The sequence below is a fragment of the Geodermatophilus sp. SYSU D00867 genome (assembly GCF_054050315.1).
Genome location: NZ_JBJGZC010000003.1, coordinates 245,118 through 266,775, shown reverse-complemented (window position 1 = coordinate 266,775; position 21,658 = coordinate 245,118). Strand labels below are relative to the sequence as shown.

Below are 21,658 nucleotides of genomic sequence, written 5' to 3'. Positions count from 1 at the left end.
GATGTCAGGACATGAGCGGCGTCACTGTCCGGGGGGAACGACCGTGACGTCGATCGGTGACGGACCCCTCCGCTCGGTCGGCCCGTCGTCACGCTCCGGGGTGACCCGGTGGCCGGTCCGGCGGCGGCTAGATGTTGGCGCCGTCCGGCGGGGGCCCCTCGGGCAGCGGCGCGGCGAAGCCGCCGCCCTCGGCACCGGGCGCCGGCATGCCGACCGTGTAGGAGGTCATCGACAGCGACCCGTAGGCGTAGCCGTCGACCAGCACGTCCGCCGTCGTCCCCGTGGCCCCGGCCATGCCGGCGACGTAGAGCAGCGGCAGGAAGTGGTCGGGCGTGGGGACGGCGAGGTCGAAGTCCCGGTGCCCGTCCAGGCGGCCCACCGCGCCGGGGTCGGTGAGCATGGCCTCGCGCGCGGCCTGGTCGAAGCGCTGCGCCCAGTCGAAGCCGGCGTCGGGCAGCGCTCGGCTGACCCCGCCGAGGTTGTGCACCACGTTGCCGCTGCCGATCACCAGGACGCCGTCCTCGCGCAGCGGCGCCAGGGCCGCGCCCATCTGCAGGTGGTAGTCCGGGCCCTTGAGCGCGTTGATCGACAGCTGCACCACCGGGACGTCCGCGTCGGGGAAGGCGTGCACCAGCACCGACCAGGCGCCGTGGTCGATCCCCCAGCTGTCGAGGTCGGCGCCCACCCACGTGGGGGACACGACGTCGGACACCTGCTCGTGCAGCTCGGGCAGCCCCGGGGCGTCGTAGGAGACGTCGAACAGCCGGTCCGGGAAGCCGAAGAAGTCGTGGATGGTGCGCGGGCGCGGCATCGCCGTCACCGCGGTGGCGTGCACGTACCAGTGCGCGGAGACGACGAGGATCGCCCGCGGCCGGGGCACCGCGCGGCCGAAGGCCCGCCAGGCGTCGGTGTAGCGGTTGCGCTCCAGGGCGTTCATCGGGTTGCCGTGGCCGATGAAGGCGGCGGGCATGAGGGTCATGCGGCTGTCCTCCCCGGCGGCGTCCCGCGACTCGGTCCCGTCCGGATCATGCCCGCCCCCGGCGGGCCCCGCGAGGTGCGCTCAGCCCGCGCGGCCGGCCGGCGGCACGCGGCGCAGCAGCGGGGACAGCCGCCGGGCGCCGGGACCCTCCGCCGCCGCGGCGTCGCCCGGGTTGGACAGCGCGCACGAGGTCAGCGACAGGCAGCCGCAGCTGATGCAGGAGCTCAGCCCGTCGCGCAGCTGCTCGAGCGCGGCGATCCGCGCGTCGAGCCGGTCCCGCCAGTCGCGGGACAGCCGCGCCCAGTCGCGGGCCGAGGGCGTGCGCCCGTCGGGCAGCGTGGCCAGCGCCTCGCGGATCTCCGGCAGCGACAGCCCGACGTTCTGCGCCGCCCGGACGAACGCCAGCCGGCGCAGCACCGAGCGGGGGTAGCGCCGCGCGCCGCCGGGGGTGCGGCTCGCAGCGATGAGCCCCTCGGCCTCGTAGTACCGCAGGGCCGACGGCGCGAGGCCGGACCGGGCGGCCACCTCCCCGATCGCGAGCAGCTCCACGGCGCCCCCTTGACCTCAAGTCGACTTCAGGTCCCACGGTAGCCGCATGACACCCACCGCACTGGTCACCGGGGCCTCCCGGGGCCTCGGGCTCGCCCTCGCCAGCGAGCTGTCCCGCCGCGGGTGGCGGCTCGTCGTCGACGCCCGGGACGCCGGCCGGCTGGCCGCCGCCGTCGCCGGGCTCCCCCGCCCCGGCCTGGTCACCGCCGTGCCGGGCGACGTCGCCGACCCCGCCCACCGCGCCGCGCTGGCCGCCGCCGCCGGCGACCGCCTCGACCTGCTGGTCAACAACGCCTCCGCGCTCGGTCCCGTCCCGCTGCCGCGGCTGGCCGACCTCCCGCCGGCCGTGCTGGAGGACCTGCTGCGGACCAACGCCGTCGCCCCGGTCGCACTCGTGCAGGCGGTGCTGCCCGCGCTGGAGCGCGCCGGCGGGGCGGTCGTGTCGGTCAGCAGCGACGCCGCCGTCGAGCCCTACGCCGGCTGGGGCGGCTACGGGGCGGGCAAGGCCGCGCTCGACCTGCTCACCGCGGTGCTCGCCGTCGAGCACCCGGCGCTGCGCGTGGTCGCCGTCGACCCGGGCGACATGGCCACCGACATGCACGCCGCCGCCGACCCCGGCGCCGACCCGGCCGGCCTGGCCGACCCGGCCGACGTCGCCGCGGCGCTGCTGACGCTGCTCGAGGGGGACCTGCCCGGCCCGCGGGTGCGCCTGGCCGACCTGGTGCCGTCGGCGGTGTCCCGGTGACCGCCCTCGCCGTGCCCATGGGGGCGGAGGCCGGCGAGCCGCCGGAGCGCCGCGGGCTGGCCCGGGACGGCGTGCGGCTGATGGCCGTCCGCCCGGACAGCCTCACCTCCGCCCGGTTCCGCGACCTGCCCGGCCTGCTCGAGCCCGGCGACCTGGTCGTGGTCAACACCTCCGCGACGCTGCCGGCCCGCCTCACCGCCCGCCGCGCCGACGACACCCGCACGCCGGTGCACGTCTCGACCACGCTCGACGACGGGACCTGGGTGGTCGAGGTCCGCCGCCCCGCCGACGACGGCCCCGAGACCGGGCTCGAGCCCGGCGCCGTGCTCCTGCTGCCCGGCGGCGTCCGGCTGGTCCTGCGCGGCGGGTTCCCCGATCCCGCGCGCCCCGGCCGGCTGTGGCGGGCGGTCGCCGCGCCGGCCGTCGCCCTCCCCGCCTACCTCGCCCGGCACGGCGAGCCGGTCCGCTACCGCCACCTGCGCGGTCCGGTCGCGCTCGACGACGTCCGGAACGTCTACGCCACCGAGCCGGGCAGCGCGGAGAACGCCAGCGCCGGCCGGCCGTTCACCGACCGCCTGCTGGTGCGCCTGATGGCCCGCGGCGTCCCGGTGGTGCCGCTGGTGCTGCACGCGGGCGTCTCCAGCCCCGAGCTGCACGAGCCGCCGGCGCCGGAGCGCTACCGGGTCCCCGAGGTCACCGCGCGGCTGGTCACCGCGACACGGGCGGCCGGGCGGCGGGTGGTCGCCGTCGGCACCACCGTCACGCGGGCGCTGGAGACGGTGACCGGCGAGGACGGCGTCACCCGGCCCGGCGAGGGCTGGACCGACCTCGTGCTGGGCCCGGACCGGCCGGCCCGCGCGGTCACCGGGCTGGTCACCGGGCTGCACGAGCCCGAGGCCAGCCACCTGCTGCTGCTGGAGGCGGTGGCCGGCCGGGACCTGGTCACGCGCGCCTACGGGGCGGCCGCGGCCGGCGGCTGGCTGTGGCACGAGTTCGGCGACTCGATGCTCTTCCTGCCCGGTGGCGGTCCGGGAGCCGACCGGCGAGGCTGACCGGGCCGGGACACCCGGGCCAGGACGGCCCGGCCTCCCCGGCCCGCACGGCCGGGGAGGCCGGGATGCCAGGCACGTGGCTGCTCGGGACGCAGCAGGAGGGGACGGCGGCCGGGGACGGCGCGGAGCCACCCCGGGCGGTGCTGCTGGGACTGCACGCCGACGCGGACGCGGTCGACCCGCTGGACGAGCTGGAGCGGCTGGCCGACACCGACGGCGTGGCCGTGGTGGGCCGGATGGTGCAGGCCCGGCCGCACCCCGACCCGGCGACGTTCCTCGGGTCGGGGAAGGTCGCCGAGCTGGCCGACCTGGTCCGCGACCGCGGCGCCGGGCTGGTCATCGCCGACGGCGACCTGTCCCCGGCCCAGGTGCGCAACCTCGAGGACCGGGTCGGCGCGCGCGTGGTGGACCGGACGGCGCTCATCCTCGACGTCTTCGCCCAGCACGCGCGCAGCAGCGAGGGCCGCGCCCAGGTGGAGCTGGCCCAGCTCGCCTACCAGCTCCCGCGGCTGCAGGGGCAGGGGACGGAGCTCTCGCGGATCGGTGGCGGGCGGAGCGCCGGCGGCGCGGGGACCGGGGTGCGCGGCCCCGGCGAGCAGCGGCTGGAGTCCCAGCGGCGCCACGTGCGCCGGCGCATGACCATGCTGCGGCGCCAGGTGCAGCAGACCGCCGCCCGGCGGCAGCGCACCCGCAGTCGCCGCCGGGGCAACCGGGTGCCCTCGGTGGCGCTCACCGGCTACACCAACGCCGGGAAGTCGGCGCTGCTCAACCGGCTGACCGGCGCCGACGTCCTGGTGCAGGACGCGCTGTTCGCGACCCTCGACCCGACCGTCCGCCGGGCGGTCACCCCCGAGGGCCGGCCCTACACGCTCACCGACACCGTCGGCTTCGTCCGCCACCTCCCCCACCAGCTGGTCGACGCCTTCCGCGCCACGCTCGAGGAGGTCACCGAGGCCGACCTGGTGCTGCACGTCGTCGACGCGTCCGCGCCCGACGCCATGGGCCAGGTGACGGCGGTGCGCGGGGTCCTCTACGAGATCGGCGCGCGCGACCACCCGGAGCTGCTGGCGCTCAACAAGGCCGACGTCGCCCCGCCGGAGTGGATGGCGGCCCTGTGCACCGCCTACCCCGACGCGGTGCCGGTCTCGGCCCTGACCGGAGAGGGCGTCGGGGACCTGCGCGCCGCGATCGCCCGCGCGCTGGACCGCTGACTCACCACAGGCCGGCGGCGGCCTCCAGCAGCACCCGCCGGTCCGCCGGCGGCCGGCCGGGGCAGGCGGTGCACAGGGCCTCGCCGGGCAGCCGGTACAGCAGGCAGCAGGAGGCGCGGCGGACGAACCGGACGCCGCCGACGTCGGTGTAGCGGGGTGCGGGCATCGGGTCGCCGACGGCCGCGGCGAGCGGCGCGGCCAGCGCGGTGACCGTCTCCACGTCGCCGAGCGCCCGGCCGACGGCGAGCAGCCGGCCGGCCAGCGAGTCGGTGGCCACCGCCCACAGCGGCCGCTCGCGCAGCCCGCCGGCCGCGGCCACCGCGGCGACCGCCGACGCCAGCGCCTCCCGCAGCTCCCCCGCCTGGTCCGGGCCCGCGGGCGCCCGCGACACCCCGGCCAGCACCGCGCCGCCGGCCATCCCGTACAGGGTGGTGTCGGCCAGCCGCGCCGACAGCGGCCGGCCGGTGGCCAGCCCGGCGGCGACCGGGGTCAGCAGCACCGCCGACGCCGAGTACCACCACACGGTCGCGAGCACCCGCCGGTCGGTGCTGCGGTACCGGCGGCCCAGCGCGGCGACCCGCTCCGCGGTCCAGTCCGGGTCGGCCAGCAGCGTGGCCGGGAACGGGCGTGCCGACGGCGGGGCGAGCAGGCCGAGGCCGGCGGCGCCGGGCACCCGGGCCGCCACGACCGCCTGGGGTCCGCCGTCCACGGCCCCAGTCTGCTGCAACGACGTTGCGGTCCCCGGCCCCGCCGGCGGCCCGGCCCCCTACGGTGTGTGCTGGGACACGCCGCCGGCACGGCGTGCGCACCGACGAGACGGAGGGAGCACACGTGAGCGAGTCGACCGGGTCGGAGGGCCGCCGGTTCCCGGCGCCGGAGCAGCTGGCCGCGTCCGCCAACGTGGGCCCGGACGTGTACGAGCAGGCCGAGTCCGACCGGCTGGCGTTCTGGGAGACCCAGGCGCGCCGGCTGAGCTGGACGCAGGAGTGGGACGAGGTCCTCGACTGGACCGACCCGCCGTTCGCCAAGTGGTTCGTCGGCGGGAAGCTCAACGTCGCCTACAACTGCCTGGACCGGCACGTCGAGGCCGGCCACGGCGACCAGGTCGCCTACCACTGGGAGGGCGAGCCGGGCGACACCCGCACGATCACCTACGCCCAGCTCACCGAGGACGTCTGCCGCGCGGCCAACGCGCTGCTCGAGCTCGGTGTGCAGGCCGGCGACCGGGTCGCCATCTACATGCCGATGATCCCCGAGACGATCGTCGCGATGCTGGCCTGCGCCCGCATCGGCGCCGTCCACATGGTCGTCTTCGGCGGCTTCTCCGCCGACGCGCTGGCCAGCCGGATCACCGACGCCGGCGCCGTCCTGGTGGTCACCGCCGACGGCGGCTACCGGCGCGGGGCGCCCAGCGCGCTCAAGCCCGCCGTCGACGACGCCGTCAGCCGCACCGAGGGCGTCCGCAACGTGCTGGTGGTCCGGCGGACCGAGCAGGACGTCGAGTGGACCGAGGGCCGCGACCTGTGGTGGCACGACGTCGTCGACCGGCAGTCGCCCGAGCACACGCCCGAGGCCTTCGACGCCGAGCACCCGCTCTACATCATGTACACGTCCGGGACGACGGCGAAGCCGAAGGGCATCCTGCACACCTCCGGCGGCTACCTCACCCAGGTCGCCTACACGCACTGGGCGACCTTCGACCTCAAGCCCGACACCGACGTCTACTGGACCGCCGCCGACGTCGGCTGGGTCACCGGCCACAGCTACATCGTCTACGGGCCGCTCGCCAACCGGGCGACGTCGGTCATGTACGAGGGCACCCCGGAGACCCCGCACCGCGGCCGCTGGTTCGAGCTGATCGAGAAGTACCGCGTCTCGATCCTCTACACCGCCCCGACGGTGATCCGGACCTTCATGAAGTGGGGCGAGGACATCCCCGCCGGCTTCGACCTCACCTCGCTCCGGGTGCTCGGCTCGGTCGGGGAGCCGATCAACCCCGAGGCGTGGCTCTGGTACCACCAGAACATCGGCGGCGGCCGCTGCCCGATCGTCGACACCTGGTGGCAGACCGAGACGGGCGCGCACATGATCACGCCGCTGCCCGGCGTCACCGACCTCAAGCCCGGCTCGGCGCAGACGCCGTTCCCCGGCATCTCGGCCAAGGTCGTCGACGACGAGGGCAACGAGCTCGGCGACGACAGCACCGGCCTGCTGGTCCTCACCCAGCCATGGCCGTCGATGCTGCGCACCATCTGGGGCGACGACGACCGCTACGTCGACACCTACTGGTCGCGGTTCGGCAAGGAGGTCTACTTCGCGGGCGACGGGGCCAAGAAGGACGCCGACGGCGACATCTGGCTGCTCGGCCGGGTCGACGACGTCATGAACGTCTCGGGCCACCGGATCTCCACCACCGAGGTCGAGTCCTCGCTGGTCGCCCACCCCGCCGTCGCCGAGGCCGCGGTCGTCGGCGCGTCGGACCCGACCACCGGGCAGGGCATCGTCGCGTTCGTCATCCTCCGCGGGTCGGCCCAGGACTCCGGCGAGGACCTGGTGCAGCAGCTGCGCACGCACGTGTCCAAGGACATCGGGCCGATCGCCAAGCCGCGGCAGATCATGGTCGTCCAGGAGCTGCCCAAGACCCGCTCGGGCAAGATCATGCGGCGGCTGCTGCGCGACGTGGCCGAGAACCGCGAGCTCGGTGACGTCACCACGCTGACCGACTCCTCGGTGATGAACCTGATCAAGGACAAGCTGCCCGCCACCAGCGGCTCCGAGGACTGAGGCACCGGAGGCCCTCCGCACGTCCTGGCGCGCAGGACGTGCGGAGGGCCTCCCGCGTCCCGGGCGCCCGATCGGGTTCCGGGTGCGTGATCCGGGCGGTGACGGGGCAAGATCCTCCCCAGGCCGTCCGCGGCCGCCGATCCAGTCCGACCAGGGAGGAGCCCCCGTGGCCCACAGCGCGTCGACCACCCAGCCCGCCGGGCGGCATGCCGTCAGCGCCGACCCCTCCGTGGGCGTGCTGGTGCAGAGCGCCATGGCCGACGTCTCCACGCTGATCCGCGGGGAGATCGAGCTGGCCAAGGCCGAGATCGGCCGCTCGGCGAAGAAGGCCGGCATCAGCGGCGGGTTGTTCGCCGCCGCCGGGGTGCTCGTGGCCTTCGCCGGCATCTTCCTGTTCATCATGCTCGCCGAGCTGTTCACCTGGCTGGGCCTGCCCCGCTGGGTCTCCTACCTCATCGTCACCGCGGGCCTGCTGCTGATCGCCGGCCTCGCCGCACTGGTCGGCGTGCGCATGATCAAGCGGATCGACAAGCCGGAGCGGACCCTGGAGTCGCTGCGCGAGCTGCCCGAGGTCATGCACCGCGAGCAGCCGGGCCAGCGGCGCCGTGCGCTGCCGACGGTGAGCAACGGGCGCGTCGAGCGACGCTCCCCCGACACCTACCTGGTCTGAGCGCCGCGAGGTCCGGAGGCGCTCCCGCCGACGAGCGTCCCGACGCCACCAGCGTCCTGCTGCCCGGCTCCTGGATCCACCGCGACGTCTCGGCCAACGGCGTCCGGCTGCACCTGGCCGAGGCCGGCGAGGGCCCGCTGGTGCTCCTGCTGCACGGGTTCCCGCAGTTCTGGTGGACCTGGCGCGCGCAGCTGCCGGTCCTCGCCGCGGCCGGCTTCCGGGCGGTCGCGCCGGACCTGCGCGGCTACGGCGCCAGCGACAAGCCGCCGCGCGGCTACGACCTGCCGACGGCGGCCGACGACGTCGCGGCCCTGGTCCGCGCCCTCGGCGAGCGGGACGCCGTCGTCGTCGGGCACGACTGGGGCGGGCTGGTCGCCTGGACGATGGCCGCGCTGCACCCGCGCAGCGTGCGCCGCCTCGTCGTCGTCTCGATGGCCCACCCGCGGCTGCTGCGCACCGGGCTGCGCGACCCCGCCCAGCGGCGGGCGCTGCGGCACGTGCTGGGCTTCCAGGTGCCGCGGCTGCCCGAGCGGCGGCTCACCCGCACCGACGACGACCCGGTCGCCGAGTTCCTGCGCAACTGGGCCGGGCGGGACTGGACGCACACCGCCGACTTCGCCGAGGCCGTCGAGCGGTACCGGTCGGCGGCGCGGATCCCGCAGGCGGCCTACGGGGCCATGGAGTACTTCCGCTGGGCCGGGCGCTCCCAGCTGCGGCCGGACGGGCTGCGCTACGCCCGCCGCATGGCCGCGCCGGTCACCGCGCCGACGCTGCAGCTGCACGGCGACGCCGACCCGCTGCTGCTGCCGCGGACCGCCCGCGGCTCGGGCCGCTACGTGGCCGGCGCCTACGAGTGGTGCGAGCTCCCCGGCATCGGCCACTTCCCGCCCGAGGAGGCCGCCACCGAGGTCACGGCAGCGATCGCGGGCTGGGCGGCCGGCTGACAGCCTCTCCCGGTCAGCGGCGGCCCCGCTGCAGGGGCCCACCGCGGGCCGGCGAGCGGTGGAGGGGCAGCGGGGTCCTTCACTCACACGGGCCGGTGTCGACCTCGGCGGTGGCGGTGGCGCCGGCGGTGGCGGCGGGCGCGACCTGCTGGGCGGTGAGCGCGTAGCCGGTGGAGGGGTCGTCGATCGCCGAGGCGAACACGACGCCGAGGACCTGCCCGGCCGGGTCGAACAGCGGCCCGCCGGAGTTGCCGGCGCGGACCTCGCCGTAGAGCGCGTAGACGTCGCGCTGCACGGTGCGGGTGTCGCGGAAGTCCGGGCCGCTGATGGGGCCCTCGTCGCGCACGCGCGCCGGGCCGATGAACAGCCCCCCGCCGCCCGGGTAGCCCATGATGATCGCGTCGTCGCCGGTGCCGGCGACCTGCGGGGCGAAGGCCAGCGGCACCTGCGGGAGGTCCGGGACGGCGAGCACCGCGACGTCGACCTCCTCGTCGACGTACACCGGCGTCGCCTCGTACTCCTCGCCCTCGGCCTCGACGACCGGGGCGTCCACGCCGGCGAGCACGTGCGCGTTGGTCATCACCCGGCCGGGCGCGTAGACGAACCCGGAGCCGTCGATCTGCCGCGAGCACGACGGCGCGATGCCGCTGATCTTCACGACCGACCCCTGCACCTGCCCGACGACCGGGCTCGCGGCCAGCGTCGCGTCCGGCGCCTCGACCTCGCGGGCCTGGGTCGGCGTGAGCGGGTCCAGGACGTCGGGCAGCCCGCGCCGGTCGATCGCCTCGCGCAGCGAGTCGTAGACCGCCCGGACGCCGTCGGGCACGGCCCGGTCCACCGCCTGCACCAGCGCCGACTTGCGCACCTGCCCGGCCAGCCCGGGGAACGGCGCGGTGGCCAGCGGGGTGGCGACCATCCACGCCACGAGCAGCACCGCGATCGCCGACACCACGGCGCCGGCGACCGAGTCGAGCACCTCGGCCGGCTCCCAGGTGACCCGGCGGCGCACCGCCCGCCCGATCGCCCCGGCCAGCACCTGCCCGAGCAGCGCCCCCGCCAGGACGACGACGAGCGCGGCGAACACCCGGGTGACCGGTGAGCCGTCGAGCCGGTCGGCGACGGGCCCGGACAGCTGGGCGCCGAGCACGGCGCCGCCGAGGAAGCCCAGGAAGGAGGTGGCCGACACCAGCAGGCCCTGCCGGAAGCCGGAGAAGGCGAAGACCAGGGCCAGCGCGATGAGGACGAGGTCGACCAGCGACATGGGTCAGCCGCGCACCGTCATGACGCCGGTCTGGCCCAGCTGGACGTGGAAGCTGCACTCGAACGGGTGGTCGCCGGGGGCGGTGACCTCGAACTCGATGGTCTCCGTCTCGCCCGCGGCCAGCAGCGGGATCTCCTCGGGGATCTCCTCGACGCCGGCGCCGGGCGTGAAGCGGAAGTTGTGGGTGGCCTGCGTGGCGGTGCTCTGCACGGTCAGCCGGACCCGCCCCGGCGCCACGGTGAAGGTGTCGGGGACGAACACGTAGTCGTCCGGCGTCTGGATCGTGACCTCCTGGACGCCGTCCTCGGCCGTGGTGACCGTGCCGAGCGACGCGTCGGGGCTCGACGGCGCCGCGGCACCGCCGCCGTCGTCGCCGGAGCCGCAGCCGGCCAGCACCCCGGCCGCCAGCACCGCGCCGGTCAGCGCCGCCGGGAGGCGGCGCGTCCAGATCCTGCTCATCGCCGCGGAACCGTACTTGTCGCGGCGTCCCCGGTCGTGCCGTCGGCCACCGTCGGCGCGGCGGCGTCCTCGGCGCCGCCCTCCCCCAGGGCCCCGGGCGCGGCCGCCGGCCGCGCACCGGCCGCCGACAGCGGGCGCACGTCGCGGACGTCCCAGGGCCGCGCGAGGCCCGCGGCCTCGAGGACGGCGTCCAGCAGCGCCGCGGTGAAGCCCCACACGACCATCCCGGCCACGCCGAACGCCGGGCCGACGTACCCCGCCGGGTGGCGCACGCGGAACCGGTTGGCCGGGTCGGTGAGGTCGGCCAGCGGCACCCGGGCCACCCGGGCCACCTCCCGCGGGTCGCCGACGGCGACGTCGCGCGGGTCGTCCCACCACGCCACGACCGGGACGACGAGGTTGTCCGACGGCCCGAGGAACAGCTGGGGCAGCGTGGCGAGCACCCGGACGCCGTCCGGGTCGACGCCGGCCTCCTCCTGCGCCTCCCGCAGCGCGGTGCCCACCGGGTAGTCCTCCCCCGGGTCGGCGCCGCCGCCGGGGAACGCCGGCTGCCCGGCGTGCGTGCGCAGCAGCGCGGACTTCTCGATGAGCAGGACGTCGGCGCCGCGCGGGCCCTCGCCGAACAGGACGAGCACCGCGGACCGGCGCGCGGTGTCGGTGGCCGTCTGCGTGCGGTGGCGCAGCGGGAGGTCGGCCGCCGCGGCCACCAGCCGCAGCAGGTAGTCCGGCAGGCCGGTGGTGTCGGCGCCGGGCAGGAGGCCGGTCACAGCTGCACCCCGAGGTGCTCGGCGACCAGGGCGCGCAGCTCGTCGAGGGACTCGACCGCGCCGGTCCGCACGGAGGCCACCGACCCGTCGGCGGCGAGGAACACCGTGTGCGGGAGGCCGCGCAGCCCGAGCGCCGCGGCGACGTCGCCGTGCCCGTCGAAGGCGCCGGGGATGGTCACGCCGGCGTCCTCGGCGAACGACGCCGCCTGCGGGACGCCGTCCTGGCTGATCACGCCCACGACCCGGACGCGGTCCCCGGCGGCGTCGGCGAGCTGCTGCACCAGCGGCAGCTCCTCGCGGCACGGGCCGCACCAGCTCGCCCACAGGTTCAGCACGGTCGGCACGCCCGGGGCGCGGCCAAGGTCGAGGGTGCCGCCGCTGAAGCACTCGATCGGCGCGACGCCGGACAGGTCGCCGTCGGCGGCCGGCGTGCCGGGCTGCTCCGGGCAGGCCGCCAGGTCCGTCCGCGTCTCCGCGACGGTGGCCCGCTCGGGCGCCCCGGGCTCGTCGGCCGAGGCGGTGCACGACGACAGCAGCACCCCGAGCGCCAGCAGCGCGGCCGCGCGCCGGGCGCTCACTCGGTGTCCGACGCCGCGGGCGTCTTGACCAGCTTCATCGCCGCCTCGGGGTCGGTGGGGCCGATGCCGTAGGACGGGCACCAGCGGGCCAGCCCGCACGCCCCGCAGGCGGCCTTCTTGGCGTGGCAGACGCGCCGGCCGTGGAAGATCACGCGGTGGCTGAACATGGTCCAGTCGCGCTTGGGGACCAGCTCGGCGACCTCGGCCTCGACCTTGACCGGGTCCTCCTCGGCGGTCCAGCCGAAGCGGCGGACCAGCCGGCCGAAGTGGGTGTCCACGGTCAGCCCCGGGACGCCGAAGGCGTTGCCGAGGACGACGTTCGCCGTCTTGCGGCCGACGCCGGGCAGCGTGACCAGGTCGGCCATGCGGCCGGGCACCTCGCCGTCGAAGCGCTCGACCAGCGCCTGCGCCAGGCCGAGCACCGAGTTGGCCTTGGCGCGGAAGAACCCGGTGGGCTTGAGGATCTCCTCGAGGTCGGCCCGGTCGGCCCCGGCGAGCGCCACGGGGTCGGGGTACCTCGCGAACAGCACCGGCGTGACCTTGTTCACCGTCTTGTCGGTGGTCTGCGCCGACAGCACGGTGGCCACGAGGAGCTCGAAGGCGTTGGTGAAGTCGAGCTCGCAGTGCGCGTCGGGGTGGATGACGGCCAGCTCACGGGCCATCCGGCGGGCGCGGCGGGTGCGGGCCAGCGGCGTCTCGTCCGGGTCGAAGGGCACGGCGGCCGGACGTCGGGCGGGAGCACGGCGCGCAGCGGGGCGGGCGTAGGCCGGCGTGGACACGCGGTCGAGGGTATGCGTCACCGGCGACACCCTCCGGGCCGTGCCACCATGGCTGTACAGGCCCGCTCAGCAGCGACCGGACCCGGGAGGTGACGTGGTCGCGCTCATCGTCATCCTCTTCCCCCCGATGGTCATCGCGTTCCTGCTGGTCATGGAACGCGTCGAGGAGCCCCTCCGCCGTCCGACGTCCCCGCGCGAGGTGGCCGAGTTCCTCGAGTCGGCGACCCCGGGCGAGGTGGACACGCTGGCCGCCTCCGGCATCCGCCGGGCGATGGCGCGCTGGCGCCGCCGCCGTCGGTCGCGGGTCCGCCAGAGCACCGAACCGCTGGTCTAGACCCTCACACCGCGTCGCTCCCGGGGCCGTTCCTCACCCCGGTGGGTCACCCCGCGTGTCTCCGAACGGGTGACCGTGCGCACAGCCGCCTAGACTCCGTACGGATGCGGGGCCGACGCCCCGCAGGTCGAGCGCGGAACGGTGGGGTGGAGAGAAATCGTGGTGGACGAGGTGCTGGCCCAGTCGGGGCTCTTCCAGGGACTCTCGGAGGACGCCGTCGACCCCGTCGCCAGCCGTCTGGAGACGATCGCCCTGCCCCGCGGTCGGGTCGTGTTCAACGAGGGCGAGCCGGGCGACAGCCTGTACATCGTGCTGAGCGGCAAGATCAAGCTGTCCCGGCGCTCCCCCGACGGCCGCGAGAACGTGCTGGCCGTCATGGGCCCCTCCGACCAGTTCGGCGAGCTGTCGGTGTTCGACCCCGGCCCGCGCACGGCCACGGCCACCGCGGTCACCGACGTCAAGCTGGCCAAGATGCCGCAGTCGGTGCTGCGCCCGTGGATCGAGGCGCACCCGGAGGTCGGCGAGCGGCTGCTGCACGTGCTCGCCCGCCGGCTGCGCCGCACCAACGACTCGGTGGCCGACCTGATCTTCACCGACGTCCCCGGCCGCGTGGCCAAGGCGCTGCTGCAGATGGCCGACCGGTTCGGCAGCCGCGAGGCCGACGGCCTGCGCGTCAAGCACGACCTGACCCAGGAGGAGCTGGCCCAGCTGGTCGGCGCCTCGCGCGAGACGGTCAACAAGGCGCTGGCCGACTTCGTGCACCGCGGCTGGATCCAGCTGCAGGGCAAGTCGGTCGTCGTCCTCGACGAGGACCGCCTCCGCCGCCGCGCGCGCTGACGATCGAACGCGAGAGGACCGGGACCGTCACGGTCCCGGGCCTCTCGCGTTCGCAGCACCCGAGGGGAGCCGCCCCGCGAGGCGCGCCGACGAGTGGGGGCCGGAGGCCTCCGCGAGGAGGTGCGGGCAGGGCTCAGCGCAACTGGGGGACCGCACCTGGCCGCGGTGTGACCCGGAGGGTCACGAGGGGAGCGGCACGACCAGGCCGATGCGGGTGCCGTCGGGGAGCTCGGCGAAGCGTCCCTCGGGCGTGGTCCGCAGCTCGGGCATGATTGGGTGCAGCGGCTCTGGCGGGGACCCGGCCAGCGCGGCCGCCACGTCGGCGAAGGCCGACAGCTGGCGCAGCGTGTGGATCGTGGGCGGCAGCATCGGCCGGGTGCCGGCCCGCATCTCGGTGAGCGCTGCCTCCGGCGTCAGCCAGCTGGCCTCGTCGGCCTCCCCGGAGACGTCGCGGGCCTCCTGCCCCACCGGCAGCGCCGCGACGAAGAAGCGGGTGTCGTAGCGGCGGGTCTCCTGCGGCGGGGTGATCCAGTGCGCGAACGGCCGCAGCAGGTCCGCCCGCAGCGCCAGCCCGCGCCCGGCCAGCAACTCGGCCAGCGACAGCTCGCGGGTGAGCAGCGCCTGCCGCTGGGCCTCCCAGTCGTCCCCGGACACGTCTGGCACGACGTCGCTGCCGTCGGGTGAGCCGGCCAGCAGGACGCCGGCCTCCTCGAAGGTCTCGCGGACGGCGGCGCACACCAGCTCCCGGGCCACCCGCTCGTCGCAGCCCAGCGCCTGCGCCCACTCGGCGGGCGGCGGCCCGGCCCAGGCGACGTCGGTGTCCCCGTCGCGCGGGTCCACCCCGCCGCCGGGGTAGGCGGTCATCCCCCCGGCGAAGGGCATCCCGCGCGTGCGGCGCAGCAGGTGGACCTCGAGCCCCTCCGCGCCGTCGCGGAGCAGCAGGACCGTCGCCGCCGGGCGGATCGCCGTCATCCGCGCAGTTCGACGGTCAGCTCGATCTCCACCGGCGCGCCCAGCGGCAGCTCGGCGACGCCGATCGCGCTGCGGGCGTGCCGGCCGGCCTCGCCGAAGACCTTGCCGAGCAGCTCGCTGGCGCCGTTGACCACGCGCGGCTGGCCGCTGAAGCCCTCCGCGCTGGCCACGTAGCCGACGACGCGCACGATCCGGGCCACCTGGTCCAGCCCGACCAGGTCGTCGACGGCGGCCAGCGCGTTGAGGGCGCACAGCTTGGCGTCGGCGGCGGCGTCCTCGGGGTCGACGGACCCGCCCACCTTGCCGGTGCGCCGCAGCCCGCCGTCGACGAACGGCAGCTGGCCGGAGGTGAACACCAGGTCCCCGGTGCGCACGGCCGGCACGTAGGAGGCGACCGGCGCGGCCACCGGGGGCAGCCGGATGCCGAGTTCGGCCAGCCGCGCGTGCCAGCTCCCGGCCTGCATCCCCTGCGTCATCGCGGGCGCCTCAGGCCAGCGGGCGCTTGAGGTAGGCGACCGGCTGCTCGGGGCCGGTCGGCCCGGGCAGCACCGTCACCAGCTCCCACCCGTCGGTCCCCCACGAGTCGAGGATCGCCTTGGTGTTGTGGATCAGCAGCGGGATGGTGGCGTACTCCCACCTGCGGCGGGCCGGATCACTCATGGGGGACGACGCTAGCGCAGCGCCGGGGGGCCGGCGGCGGGTGCGCTCCGCCCGCGACGGGCCGTGGCCCCCGGAGTGCTCCTAGGCTGGTCAGGGTGAGCCCCGACTTCCCCGTGCGCTGCCACGTCGTCACCGGGAAGGGCGGGACCGGCAAGACCACCGTCGCCGCCGCCCTGGCCCTGGCCCTGGCCTCGGAGGGCCGCACCGTCCTGCTCGTGGAGTGCGAGGGCCGCCAGGGCATCGCCCAGCTCTTCGACACCCCGCCGCTGCCCTACGAGGAGCGCCGGGTCGCGGTCACCCGCCACGGCGGGGAGGTGCGGGCGCTCGCGATCGACGTCGAGGAGGCCCTGCTCGAGTACCTCGAGATGTTCTACAACCTCCGCCGCGCCGGCCGCGCGCTGCGCAAGATGGGCGCCGTCGACTTCGCGACGACGATCGCCCCGGGCCTGCGCGACGTCCTGATCACCGGGAAGATCAAGGAGGCGGTGACCCGGCGCAGGGACGGCCGGCGGGTCTACGACGCGGTCGTCGTCGACGCCCCGCCGACCGGGCGGATCACCAAGTTCCTCAACGTCACCAGCGAGATGGCGGGCCTGGCGCGCTCCGGCCCGATCAAGACGCAGAGCGACGGCGTCATGGCGGTGCTGCGCTCCCCGCAGACGGCGGTGCACCTGGTGACCCTGCTCGAGGACATGCCGGTGCAGGAGACCGCCGACGCCATCGCCGAGCTGACCGAGGCCAAGCTGCCCGTCGGCTCCGTGATCGTGAACATGGCCACCGAGCCGGTGCTGCCCGAGCCGGCGCTGGTGCGGGCCGCCGAGGGCGCGGTCACCGGCGCCGACCTCGTGCCCGGGCTGACCGCCGCGGGCCTGCCCGCCGACCCCGCGCTGGCCGACGCGCTGGCCGCGGAGGCGGTCGAGCACGCGCAGCGGTGGGCGGCGCAGGACGCGCTGCGCGCCCGGGTCGAGTCCTTCGACCGGCCGACGGTGGAGCTGCCGCTGCTGCCCGGGCCGATGGACCTCGGCTGCCTGTTCGAGCTGGCCGACCGGCTCGAGGAGCACCTCGGCACGGAGGTGGCGGCGTGAGCGCGGCCCGCGCCGCCGCGTCGCCGGCGACCGACCGGCACGCGCCGCCGATGGACCTCGCCTCGCTGATCGAGGACCGCGACACCCGGATCGTCGTCTGCTGCGGCTCGGGCGGGGTCGGCAAGACGACCACGTCGGCCGCGCTCGCCCTGGCCGCCGCGGAGGCCGGCCGCCGCGTCGTCGTCCTGACCATCGACCCGGCCCGCAGGCTGGCGCAGTCGCTGGGTCTCGTGGAGCTGGACAACGAGCCGCGGCGGGTCGACGTCCCGGGGGCCGCGGGCGAGCTCCACGCGATGATGCTGGACATGAAGCGGACGTTCGACGACATCGTGTCCGCGCACTCGACGCCCGAGCGGGCCGAGCAGATCCTGGCCAACCCCTTCTACCAGACCCTGTCCTCGTCGTTCTCCGGGACGCAGGAGTACATGGCGATGGAGAAGCTGGGCCAGCTGCGGGCGGCCGACACCTGGGACCTGATCGTCGTCGACACCCCGCCGTCCCGGTCGGCGCTGGACTTCCTCGACGCGCCCAACAAGATGAGCCGGTTCCTCGACGGCACGATGATCCGGCTGCTCACCGCGCCGGCCCGCGCCGGGGGCCGGGCCGGGCTGCGCGTCGCCAGCGCCGGGCTGGTGTTCTTCACCCGGATCATCAGCAAGGTCCTCGGCGGCCAGCTGCTGCGCGACATCTCCGCGTTCGTCACCGCGCTGGACACGATGTTCGGCGGCTTCCGCGAGCGGGCCACCGCCACCTACGAGCTGCTGCGCCGCCCGGGCACCTGGTTCGTCGTCGTCGCGACGCCGGAGCCGGACGCGCTGCGGGAGGCCTCCTACTTCGTCGACCGGCTCTCGGCCGAGGGGATGCCGCTGGCCGGGCTGGTGCTCAACCGCACCCACCCGCCGGCGAGCACGCGGCTGTCGGCCACCCGCGCCGAGGCGGCCGCCGAGGCCGCCGCGGAGAACGGGGACGGCGACCCGGCCGCGGCGCTGGCCGCCGGCGCCCTGCGGGTGCACGCCGAGCGGATGACCGTGGCCGCCCGCGAGCAGCGGCTGGCCGACCGGTTCACCAGCGCCCACCCGGAGGTGGCGATGCGGGCGGTCCCGGCGGCCGCCGGCGACGTCCACGACCTCGACGGGCTGCGCACCATGGCCGAGGCGCTGACCGGTCCCGACGACGACACGCCGACGGGCGTGCCGCGCACCCGCGTGCTGCCCGCGCGCCGCGCCTGATCACCCGTCCGGGCCACCCCGGCCCCGTACATTGGCAGCGATGTCTGCTGCCTCCCGCGCCCGAGTCCTGGGCAAGCTCGTCGCGATGATCGTCGTGGCCGGCGCGCTCGTCGCCGGCCTGCTCTTCCCGCTGGTCGGCGGGAGCGGGCTGGTGGCACGCAACTCCGCGTCGCTGCTCGACGCGCTGCCGGTGGAGCTCACCGACGCCACGCCCGCGGGCAACTCCCGCGTGCTCGCCGCCGACGGCTCGCTGATCACCAACTTCTACGCCCACAACCGCACGGTGGTGGCGTCCGACCAGATCGCCGACGTGATGAAGCAGGCGCTGGTCGACATCGAGGACTCGCGCTTCTACGACCACAACGGCCTGGACGTGCAGGGCACGCTGCGCGCCGCGGTGACCAACGTGGCCGCGGGCTCGGTGCAGGAGGGCGGCTCGACGATCACCCAGCAGCTGGTCAAGCAGACCCTGCTGGAGACCGCCGACAGCGCCGAGGAGCGGCAGGAGGCCATCGAGCAGGACGGCGTCGAGGGCCTGTCCCGCAAGCTGCGCGAGGCCCGGCTGGCCCTGGCGCTGGAGGAGACCTACTCCAAGGACGAGATCCTCACCCGCTACCTGAACATCGTGTACTTCGGGCAGGGCGCCTACGGCATCCAGGCCGCCGCCCAGAAGTACTTCAGCGTCAACGCCGCCGACCTGACCCTCCCTCAGGCGGCGATGCTCGCCGGGCTGGTGCAGAGCCCGACCAACGACGACCCGATCACCCAGCCGGAGAACGGCCAGACCCGCCGCAACCAGGTGCTGCAGCGGATGTTCGACCTCGGCCACCTCGACGGGACGACCGAGGAGCAGCTCGCCGCGCTCATGGCCGAGCCGGTGCAGGTGGCGCCGGGCATCAGCCCGCCCAACGGCTGCATCGACGCCGCGATCGGCGGGTTCTTCTGCGCCTTCATGCAGCAGTACCTGACCCAGGTCCTCGGCATCAGCCAGGAGCAGCTGGACAACGGCGGCCTGACCATCCAGACGACGCTGAACCCGCAGCTGCAGACCCTCGGCGACCAGGCGGTCCTCAACACCCTGCCGATGGGCGACCAGCTCGCCGGCATGTTCACCGCCGTGCAGCCGGGCACCGGCGCGGTCCTGGCGATGAGCGTCAACCGGCAGTACGGCTGCGCGGAGCCGCAGTGCGAGTCCGTCGTCCTGCACACGGCGGCCAGCAAGGGCTCCGGCTCGACCTACAAGGTGTTCACCGCCGCCGCGGCGCTGGAGGCCGGCATCCCGGCCAGCACCGTGATCAGCACGCCGGGCAACCAGTACACCTCGCGGGTCTTCCGCGGCCCCTCCTGCGGCGGCGACCGGTCCCAGTCGACCGGCATGTACTGCGTGGAGAACGCCGGCAACTACCCCGACACCCTCGACATGGTCGGCGCGCTGGTCCGCTCGTCGAACACCTACTTCCTCGCGCTGGAGGACCGGCTGGGCAGCGTCGAGGGCCCGGTGCGCATGGCCGAGCGGATGGGCATGAGCTTCGACCAGCCCACCCAGAACTCCGCCGACGAGATCATCGACGGCAACTTCGGCTCGTTCACGCTCGGCGCCGAGGCCACCAGCCCGCTGGACCTGGTCACCGCCTACTCCACGCTGGCCGCGCAGGGCACGCAGTGCGACCCGATCCCGGTGGTCCAGGTCTTCGACCGCGCCGGCCAGCCGCTCACCGGCGACGACGGCCAGCCCGTGGTCCGCGGCGACCAGTGCACGCCGAACGCGATCCCGGCGAACATCGCCAACACGCTGGCCAACATCCTGGTCGGCGACACCGCCAGCCCCGAGGGCACCGGCACCCGGGCCGCGATCCCGGGTCACGCGATCGCCGGCAAGACCGGTACCGCGCAGGGCCGGGACTCGGTGGCCTTCGTCGGCGTCATGCCCGAGTACGCGGCCAGCGTGATGGTGTTCAACCCCAAGGAGCAGCAGGACGTCGGCGGCTACGGCGGCAACATGCCGGCCACCATCTGGCACGACGCCTTCGCGCCCTTCCTCGCCGACAAGCCCACCTCGGCGTTCCCGCCGGCCGACCCCGCGCTGATGCAGGGGCAGCCCGCGCCGGCGCCGAGCGCCCCCGCGCCCGACCAGGGGACGGCGACGCCCGACCAGGGCGACGCCGGCCGGGGCGACGCGGACGCCGGCCAGGGCGACGCGGACGGCCGGCCCGGCAACGGCAACTGGGGCGGCGGCAACGGCGGCCGCGGCGGCAACTGAGGCCCCACCCGCGGCCGGCCCGCCCCCGGGGGCGGCCGCGGGTCAGCCGAGCTGGCGGCGGACCTCCGCGGCCACCCGGGCGCCCTCGGCCCGGCCGGCGACGGCCGCGTTGGCGGCGCCCATGACCCGGCCCATGTCCTTCATGCCGCTCGCGCCGGTGCGGGTGATCGCGTCGGCGACGATCGCGGCGAGGTCGGCGTCGTCGAGCTGGGCGGGCAGGTAGGCGGCCACCACCTCGCCCTCCGCGCGCTCGCGGCCGGCCTGCTCGGCACGGCCGGCCCCGTCGAACGCCTCGGCCGCCTCGCGGCGCCGCTTGGCCTCGCGCCGCAGCACCGCGAGCACCTCGTCGTCGGACAGCTCCCGGGCCTCCTTGCCCGCGACCTCCTCCGCGCTGACCGCCGCGAGCACCATCCGCAGCGTCGCGGTGCGCAGCTCGTCGCGGCTCTTCATGGCGGTGGTGAGGTCGGCGCGCAGCCGGTCCTTCAGGTCAGACACGCCCTCAGCCTGGCACGACGCCCTCCGTCCCGGCCGCCGGGGCCGATCACGGCCCGTAGGCTCGGGCCCGTGCGCTGGTACACCGCCCTGCCCACGGCCACCCTCGCCGCGGGCGCCTCCACGGTCGCCTACGCGTCGCTGTACGAGCGCAACCGCTGGACGCTGCGCCGCTTCGACGTCCCGGTGCTGGCCCCCGGCTCGGCGCCGCTGACCGTGCTGCACCTGTCGGACCTGCACATGACCGCCGGGCAGCGCTCCAAGCGCGACTGGGTGGCGGCGCTGGACGGCCTCGAGCCCGACCTCGTCGTCGACACCGGGGACAACCTGGCCGGGACCGACGCCGTCCCGACGGTGCTGCAGGCGCTGGACCCGCTGCTGGACCGGCCCGGGGCCTTCGTCACCTCGTCCAACGACTACTTCGGGCCGCGGCCGAAGAACCCGCTCAGCTACCTCACCCGTCCCGACAAGCGGGTGCACGGCACCGAGCTGCCCTGGCGCGACCTGCGCGACGGGCTGACCGGCCGCGGCTGGCTGGACCTCACCAACGCCCGCGGGGAGCTGACCGTCGCCGGCCGGCGGATCGTGTTCGCCGGCTGCGACGACCCGCACATCCGGCGGGACGACTACGACGCCGTCGCCGGCCCGGCCGACCCGGCGGCGGACCTGCGCATCGGGGTCGTCCACTCCCCCGAGCCGCGGGTGCTCGACCGCTTCGCCGCCGACGGCTACGACCTGCTGCTGTGCGGCCACACCCACGGCGGGCAGCTGCGGGTGCCGTTCTACGGCGCGCTGGTCACCAACTGCGGCATCGACCGGGACCGGGTCCGCTGGCTGCACCGCTGGGCCGAGCCCGCGCCGGGGCGGCCGAACGGCACCTGGCTGCACGTCTCGGCGGGCCTGGGCACCAGCCCCTACGCGCCCGCCCGGTTCGCCTGCCCGCCCGAGGCGACCCTGCTCACGCTGACGGCGCGGCCGGCCTGAGGAGGGACCCCTCCGCCCCCCGCCACC

Annotated in this window: 24 protein-coding genes; 12 read left to right on the top strand and 12 right to left on the bottom strand. The window is 75.9% G+C overall.

Going from position 1 to position 21,658, the window contains the following annotated elements; translation table 11 throughout:
- Nucleotides 1-127: 127 nt before the first annotated feature.
- Together ygiD and soxR are read right to left on the bottom strand one after the other, a co-directional pair.
- Nucleotides 128-979, bottom strand: coding sequence for a 4,5-DOPA-extradiol-dioxygenase (gene ygiD / locus ACI8AK_RS04800; RefSeq protein WP_387987394.1), 852 nt, complete (start codon nucleotides 977-979; stop codon nucleotides 128-130).
- A gap of 81 nt (nucleotides 980-1,060) precedes the next feature.
- Nucleotides 1,061-1,528, bottom strand: a complete 468-nt coding sequence (soxR, locus tag ACI8AK_RS04795) for a redox-sensitive transcriptional activator SoxR (RefSeq protein ID WP_456955243.1) — start codon at nucleotides 1,526-1,528, stop codon at nucleotides 1,061-1,063.
- Nucleotides 1,529-1,574: 46 nt separating this feature from the next.
- Here soxR and ACI8AK_RS04790 point away from each other — a divergent pair, with 46 nt between their 5' ends.
- The 3 genes from ACI8AK_RS04790 to hflX all read left to right on the top strand — a co-directional run bounded on the left by ACI8AK_RS04790 (nucleotide 1,575) and on the right by hflX (nucleotide 4,536).
- Complete coding sequence (locus tag ACI8AK_RS04790) at nucleotides 1,575-2,273, top strand: SDR family NAD(P)-dependent oxidoreductase (protein WP_456955242.1); 699 nt, start codon at nucleotides 1,575-1,577, stop codon at nucleotides 2,271-2,273.
- The gene (locus ACI8AK_RS04785; protein WP_456955240.1) at nucleotides 2,270-3,325 is read left to right on the top strand and encodes an S-adenosylmethionine:tRNA ribosyltransferase-isomerase; all 1,056 of its coding nucleotides are present in this window, start codon (nucleotides 2,270-2,272) and stop codon (nucleotides 3,323-3,325) included. Before ACI8AK_RS04790 ends, ACI8AK_RS04785 begins: the two co-directional genes overlap by 4 nt.
- Before the next feature lie 65 nt (nucleotides 3,326-3,390).
- The gene (hflX, locus tag ACI8AK_RS04780) at nucleotides 3,391-4,536 is read left to right on the top strand and encodes a GTPase HflX (RefSeq protein ID WP_387987402.1); all 1,146 of its coding nucleotides are present in this window, start codon (nucleotides 3,391-3,393) and stop codon (nucleotides 4,534-4,536) included.
- Nucleotide 4,537: 1 nt separating this feature from the next.
- On the opposite strand, the gene ACI8AK_RS04775 is transcribed toward hflX, so the two are convergent.
- Nucleotides 4,538-5,245: a (2Fe-2S)-binding protein gene (locus tag ACI8AK_RS04775; protein WP_456901791.1), complete on the bottom strand. Its 708-nt coding sequence runs from the start codon at nucleotides 5,243-5,245 to the stop codon at nucleotides 4,538-4,540.
- Nucleotides 5,246-5,367: 122 nt separating this feature from the next.
- On the opposite strand from ACI8AK_RS04775, the gene acs reads away from it, so the two are divergent.
- The 3 genes from acs to ACI8AK_RS04760 all read left to right on the top strand — a co-directional run bounded on the left by acs (nucleotide 5,368) and on the right by ACI8AK_RS04760 (nucleotide 8,934).
- On the top strand, nucleotides 5,368-7,320 hold the full coding sequence (gene acs / locus ACI8AK_RS04770) for an acetate--CoA ligase (RefSeq protein WP_387987406.1): 1,953 nt from the start codon (nucleotides 5,368-5,370) through the stop codon (nucleotides 7,318-7,320).
- Between the two features lie 166 nt (nucleotides 7,321-7,486).
- The gene (locus tag ACI8AK_RS04765; protein WP_456951331.1) at nucleotides 7,487-7,990 is read left to right on the top strand and encodes a phage holin family protein; all 504 of its coding nucleotides are present in this window, start codon (nucleotides 7,487-7,489) and stop codon (nucleotides 7,988-7,990) included.
- 140 nt (nucleotides 7,991-8,130) lie between these two features.
- Nucleotides 8,131-8,934, top strand: coding sequence for an alpha/beta fold hydrolase (locus ACI8AK_RS04760; RefSeq protein ID WP_456955238.1), 804 nt, complete (start codon nucleotides 8,131-8,133; stop codon nucleotides 8,932-8,934).
- Nucleotides 8,935-9,013: 79 nt separating this feature from the next.
- On the opposite strand, the gene ACI8AK_RS04755 is transcribed toward ACI8AK_RS04760, so the two are convergent.
- The 5 genes from ACI8AK_RS04755 to nth are packed head-to-tail and all read right to left on the bottom strand — an operon-like array spanning nucleotide 9,014 to nucleotide 12,778.
- Nucleotides 9,014-10,195 carry a MarP family serine protease gene (locus ACI8AK_RS04755; protein WP_456903450.1) on the bottom strand — a complete coding sequence of 394 codons (1,182 nt, stop codon included), beginning with the start codon at nucleotides 10,193-10,195 and terminating at the stop codon, nucleotides 9,014-9,016.
- A 3-nt stretch (nucleotides 10,196-10,198) separates the two neighbouring features.
- Nucleotides 10,199-10,654 carry a cupredoxin domain-containing protein gene (locus ACI8AK_RS04750; RefSeq protein ID WP_387987413.1) on the bottom strand — a complete coding sequence of 152 codons (456 nt, stop codon included), beginning with the start codon at nucleotides 10,652-10,654 and terminating at the stop codon, nucleotides 10,199-10,201.
- Entirely contained in the window at nucleotides 10,651-11,421 is a 771-nt protein-coding gene (locus ACI8AK_RS04745) for an NUDIX hydrolase (protein ID WP_387987415.1), read from the bottom strand. Before ACI8AK_RS04745 ends, ACI8AK_RS04750 begins: the two co-directional genes overlap by 4 nt.
- Complete coding sequence (locus ACI8AK_RS04740) at nucleotides 11,418-11,999, bottom strand: TlpA family protein disulfide reductase (protein ID WP_387987417.1); 582 nt, start codon at nucleotides 11,997-11,999, stop codon at nucleotides 11,418-11,420. The genes ACI8AK_RS04745 and ACI8AK_RS04740 overlap by 4 nt, the downstream gene beginning before the upstream one ends.
- Nucleotides 11,996-12,778 carry an endonuclease III gene (nth, locus tag ACI8AK_RS04735; RefSeq protein ID WP_387987419.1) on the bottom strand — a complete coding sequence of 261 codons (783 nt, stop codon included), beginning with the start codon at nucleotides 12,776-12,778 and terminating at the stop codon, nucleotides 11,996-11,998. The genes ACI8AK_RS04740 and nth overlap by 4 nt, the downstream gene beginning before the upstream one ends.
- Nucleotides 12,779-12,872: 94 nt before the next feature.
- Here nth and ACI8AK_RS04730 point away from each other — a divergent pair, with 94 nt between their 5' ends.
- Together ACI8AK_RS04730 and ACI8AK_RS04725 are read left to right on the top strand one after the other, a co-directional pair.
- Complete coding sequence (locus ACI8AK_RS04730) at nucleotides 12,873-13,112, top strand: hypothetical protein (protein ID WP_387987421.1); 240 nt, start codon at nucleotides 12,873-12,875, stop codon at nucleotides 13,110-13,112.
- A 159-nt stretch (nucleotides 13,113-13,271) separates the two neighbouring features.
- Nucleotides 13,272-13,949: a Crp/Fnr family transcriptional regulator gene (locus ACI8AK_RS04725; protein ID WP_456955237.1), complete on the top strand. Its 678-nt coding sequence runs from the start codon at nucleotides 13,272-13,274 to the stop codon at nucleotides 13,947-13,949.
- Between the two features lie 180 nt (nucleotides 13,950-14,129).
- Here ACI8AK_RS04725 and ACI8AK_RS04720 read toward each other — a convergent pair whose 3' ends face one another.
- Genes ACI8AK_RS04720 through ACI8AK_RS04710 form a run of 3 tightly spaced genes read right to left on the bottom strand, consistent with a single transcriptional unit; the run spans nucleotide 14,130 to nucleotide 15,581 of the window.
- The gene (locus tag ACI8AK_RS04720) at nucleotides 14,130-14,921 is read right to left on the bottom strand and encodes an NUDIX hydrolase (protein WP_456955235.1); all 792 of its coding nucleotides are present in this window, start codon (nucleotides 14,919-14,921) and stop codon (nucleotides 14,130-14,132) included.
- Entirely contained in the window at nucleotides 14,918-15,397 is a 480-nt protein-coding gene (locus ACI8AK_RS04715) for a RidA family protein (RefSeq protein ID WP_456903446.1), read from the bottom strand. Before ACI8AK_RS04715 ends, ACI8AK_RS04720 begins: the two co-directional genes overlap by 4 nt.
- Before the next feature lie 10 nt (nucleotides 15,398-15,407).
- On the bottom strand, nucleotides 15,408-15,581 hold the full coding sequence (locus ACI8AK_RS04710) for a hypothetical protein (RefSeq protein ID WP_387987427.1): 174 nt from the start codon (nucleotides 15,579-15,581) through the stop codon (nucleotides 15,408-15,410).
- 95 nt (nucleotides 15,582-15,676) lie between these two features.
- On the opposite strand from ACI8AK_RS04710, the gene ACI8AK_RS04705 reads away from it, so the two are divergent.
- The 3 genes from ACI8AK_RS04705 to ACI8AK_RS04695 are packed head-to-tail and all read left to right on the top strand — an operon-like array spanning nucleotide 15,677 to nucleotide 20,155.
- The gene (locus ACI8AK_RS04705) at nucleotides 15,677-16,666 is read left to right on the top strand and encodes an ArsA-related P-loop ATPase (protein ID WP_387987429.1); all 990 of its coding nucleotides are present in this window, start codon (nucleotides 15,677-15,679) and stop codon (nucleotides 16,664-16,666) included.
- Entirely contained in the window at nucleotides 16,663-17,895 is a 1,233-nt protein-coding gene (locus tag ACI8AK_RS04700; protein WP_387987431.1) for an ArsA family ATPase, read from the top strand. Before ACI8AK_RS04705 ends, ACI8AK_RS04700 begins: the two co-directional genes overlap by 4 nt.
- Nucleotides 17,896-17,935: 40 nt before the next feature.
- Nucleotides 17,936-20,155, top strand: coding sequence for a transglycosylase domain-containing protein (locus ACI8AK_RS04695; protein WP_387987433.1), 2,220 nt, complete (start codon nucleotides 17,936-17,938; stop codon nucleotides 20,153-20,155).
- A gap of 42 nt (nucleotides 20,156-20,197) precedes the next feature.
- Here the strand turns inward: ACI8AK_RS04695 and ACI8AK_RS04690 are convergent, their stop codons facing one another.
- Nucleotides 20,198-20,650, bottom strand: a complete 453-nt coding sequence (locus ACI8AK_RS04690; protein ID WP_387987435.1) for a GatB/YqeY domain-containing protein — start codon at nucleotides 20,648-20,650, stop codon at nucleotides 20,198-20,200.
- Between the two features lie 69 nt (nucleotides 20,651-20,719).
- Here ACI8AK_RS04690 and ACI8AK_RS04685 point away from each other — a divergent pair, with 69 nt between their 5' ends.
- Nucleotides 20,720-21,631: a metallophosphoesterase gene (locus tag ACI8AK_RS04685; RefSeq protein WP_387987437.1), complete on the top strand. Its 912-nt coding sequence runs from the start codon at nucleotides 20,720-20,722 to the stop codon at nucleotides 21,629-21,631.
- The last annotated feature ends 27 nt before the right edge of the window (nucleotides 21,632-21,658 follow it).

Excerpts from the sequence above, each read along its gene's own strand:
- ygiD (WP_387987394.1), bottom strand. The coding sequence starts at position 979 with ATGACCCTCATGCCCGCCGCCTTCATCGGCCACGGCAACCCGATGAAC.
- ACI8AK_RS04790 (WP_456955242.1), top strand. The coding sequence starts at position 1,575 with ATGACACCCACCGCACTGGTCACCGGGGCCTCCCGGGGCCTCGGGCTC.
- hflX (WP_387987402.1), top strand. The coding sequence starts at position 3,391 with ATGCCAGGCACGTGGCTGCTCGGGACGCAGCAGGAGGGGACGGCGGCC.
- ACI8AK_RS04755 (WP_456903450.1), bottom strand. The coding sequence starts at position 10,195 with ATGTCGCTGGTCGACCTCGTCCTCATCGCGCTGGCCCTGGTCTTCGCC.
- ACI8AK_RS04750 (WP_387987413.1), bottom strand. The coding sequence starts at position 10,654 with ATGAGCAGGATCTGGACGCGCCGCCTCCCGGCGGCGCTGACCGGCGCG.
- ACI8AK_RS04720 (WP_456955235.1), bottom strand. The coding sequence starts at position 14,921 with ATGACGGCGATCCGCCCGGCGGCGACGGTCCTGCTGCTCCGCGACGGC.
- ACI8AK_RS04715 (WP_456903446.1), bottom strand. The coding sequence starts at position 15,397 with ATGACGCAGGGGATGCAGGCCGGGAGCTGGCACGCGCGGCTGGCCGAA.
- ACI8AK_RS04710 (WP_387987427.1), bottom strand. The coding sequence starts at position 15,581 with ATGAGTGATCCGGCCCGCCGCAGGTGGGAGTACGCCACCATCCCGCTG.
- ACI8AK_RS04695 (WP_387987433.1), top strand. The coding sequence starts at position 17,936 with ATGTCTGCTGCCTCCCGCGCCCGAGTCCTGGGCAAGCTCGTCGCGATG.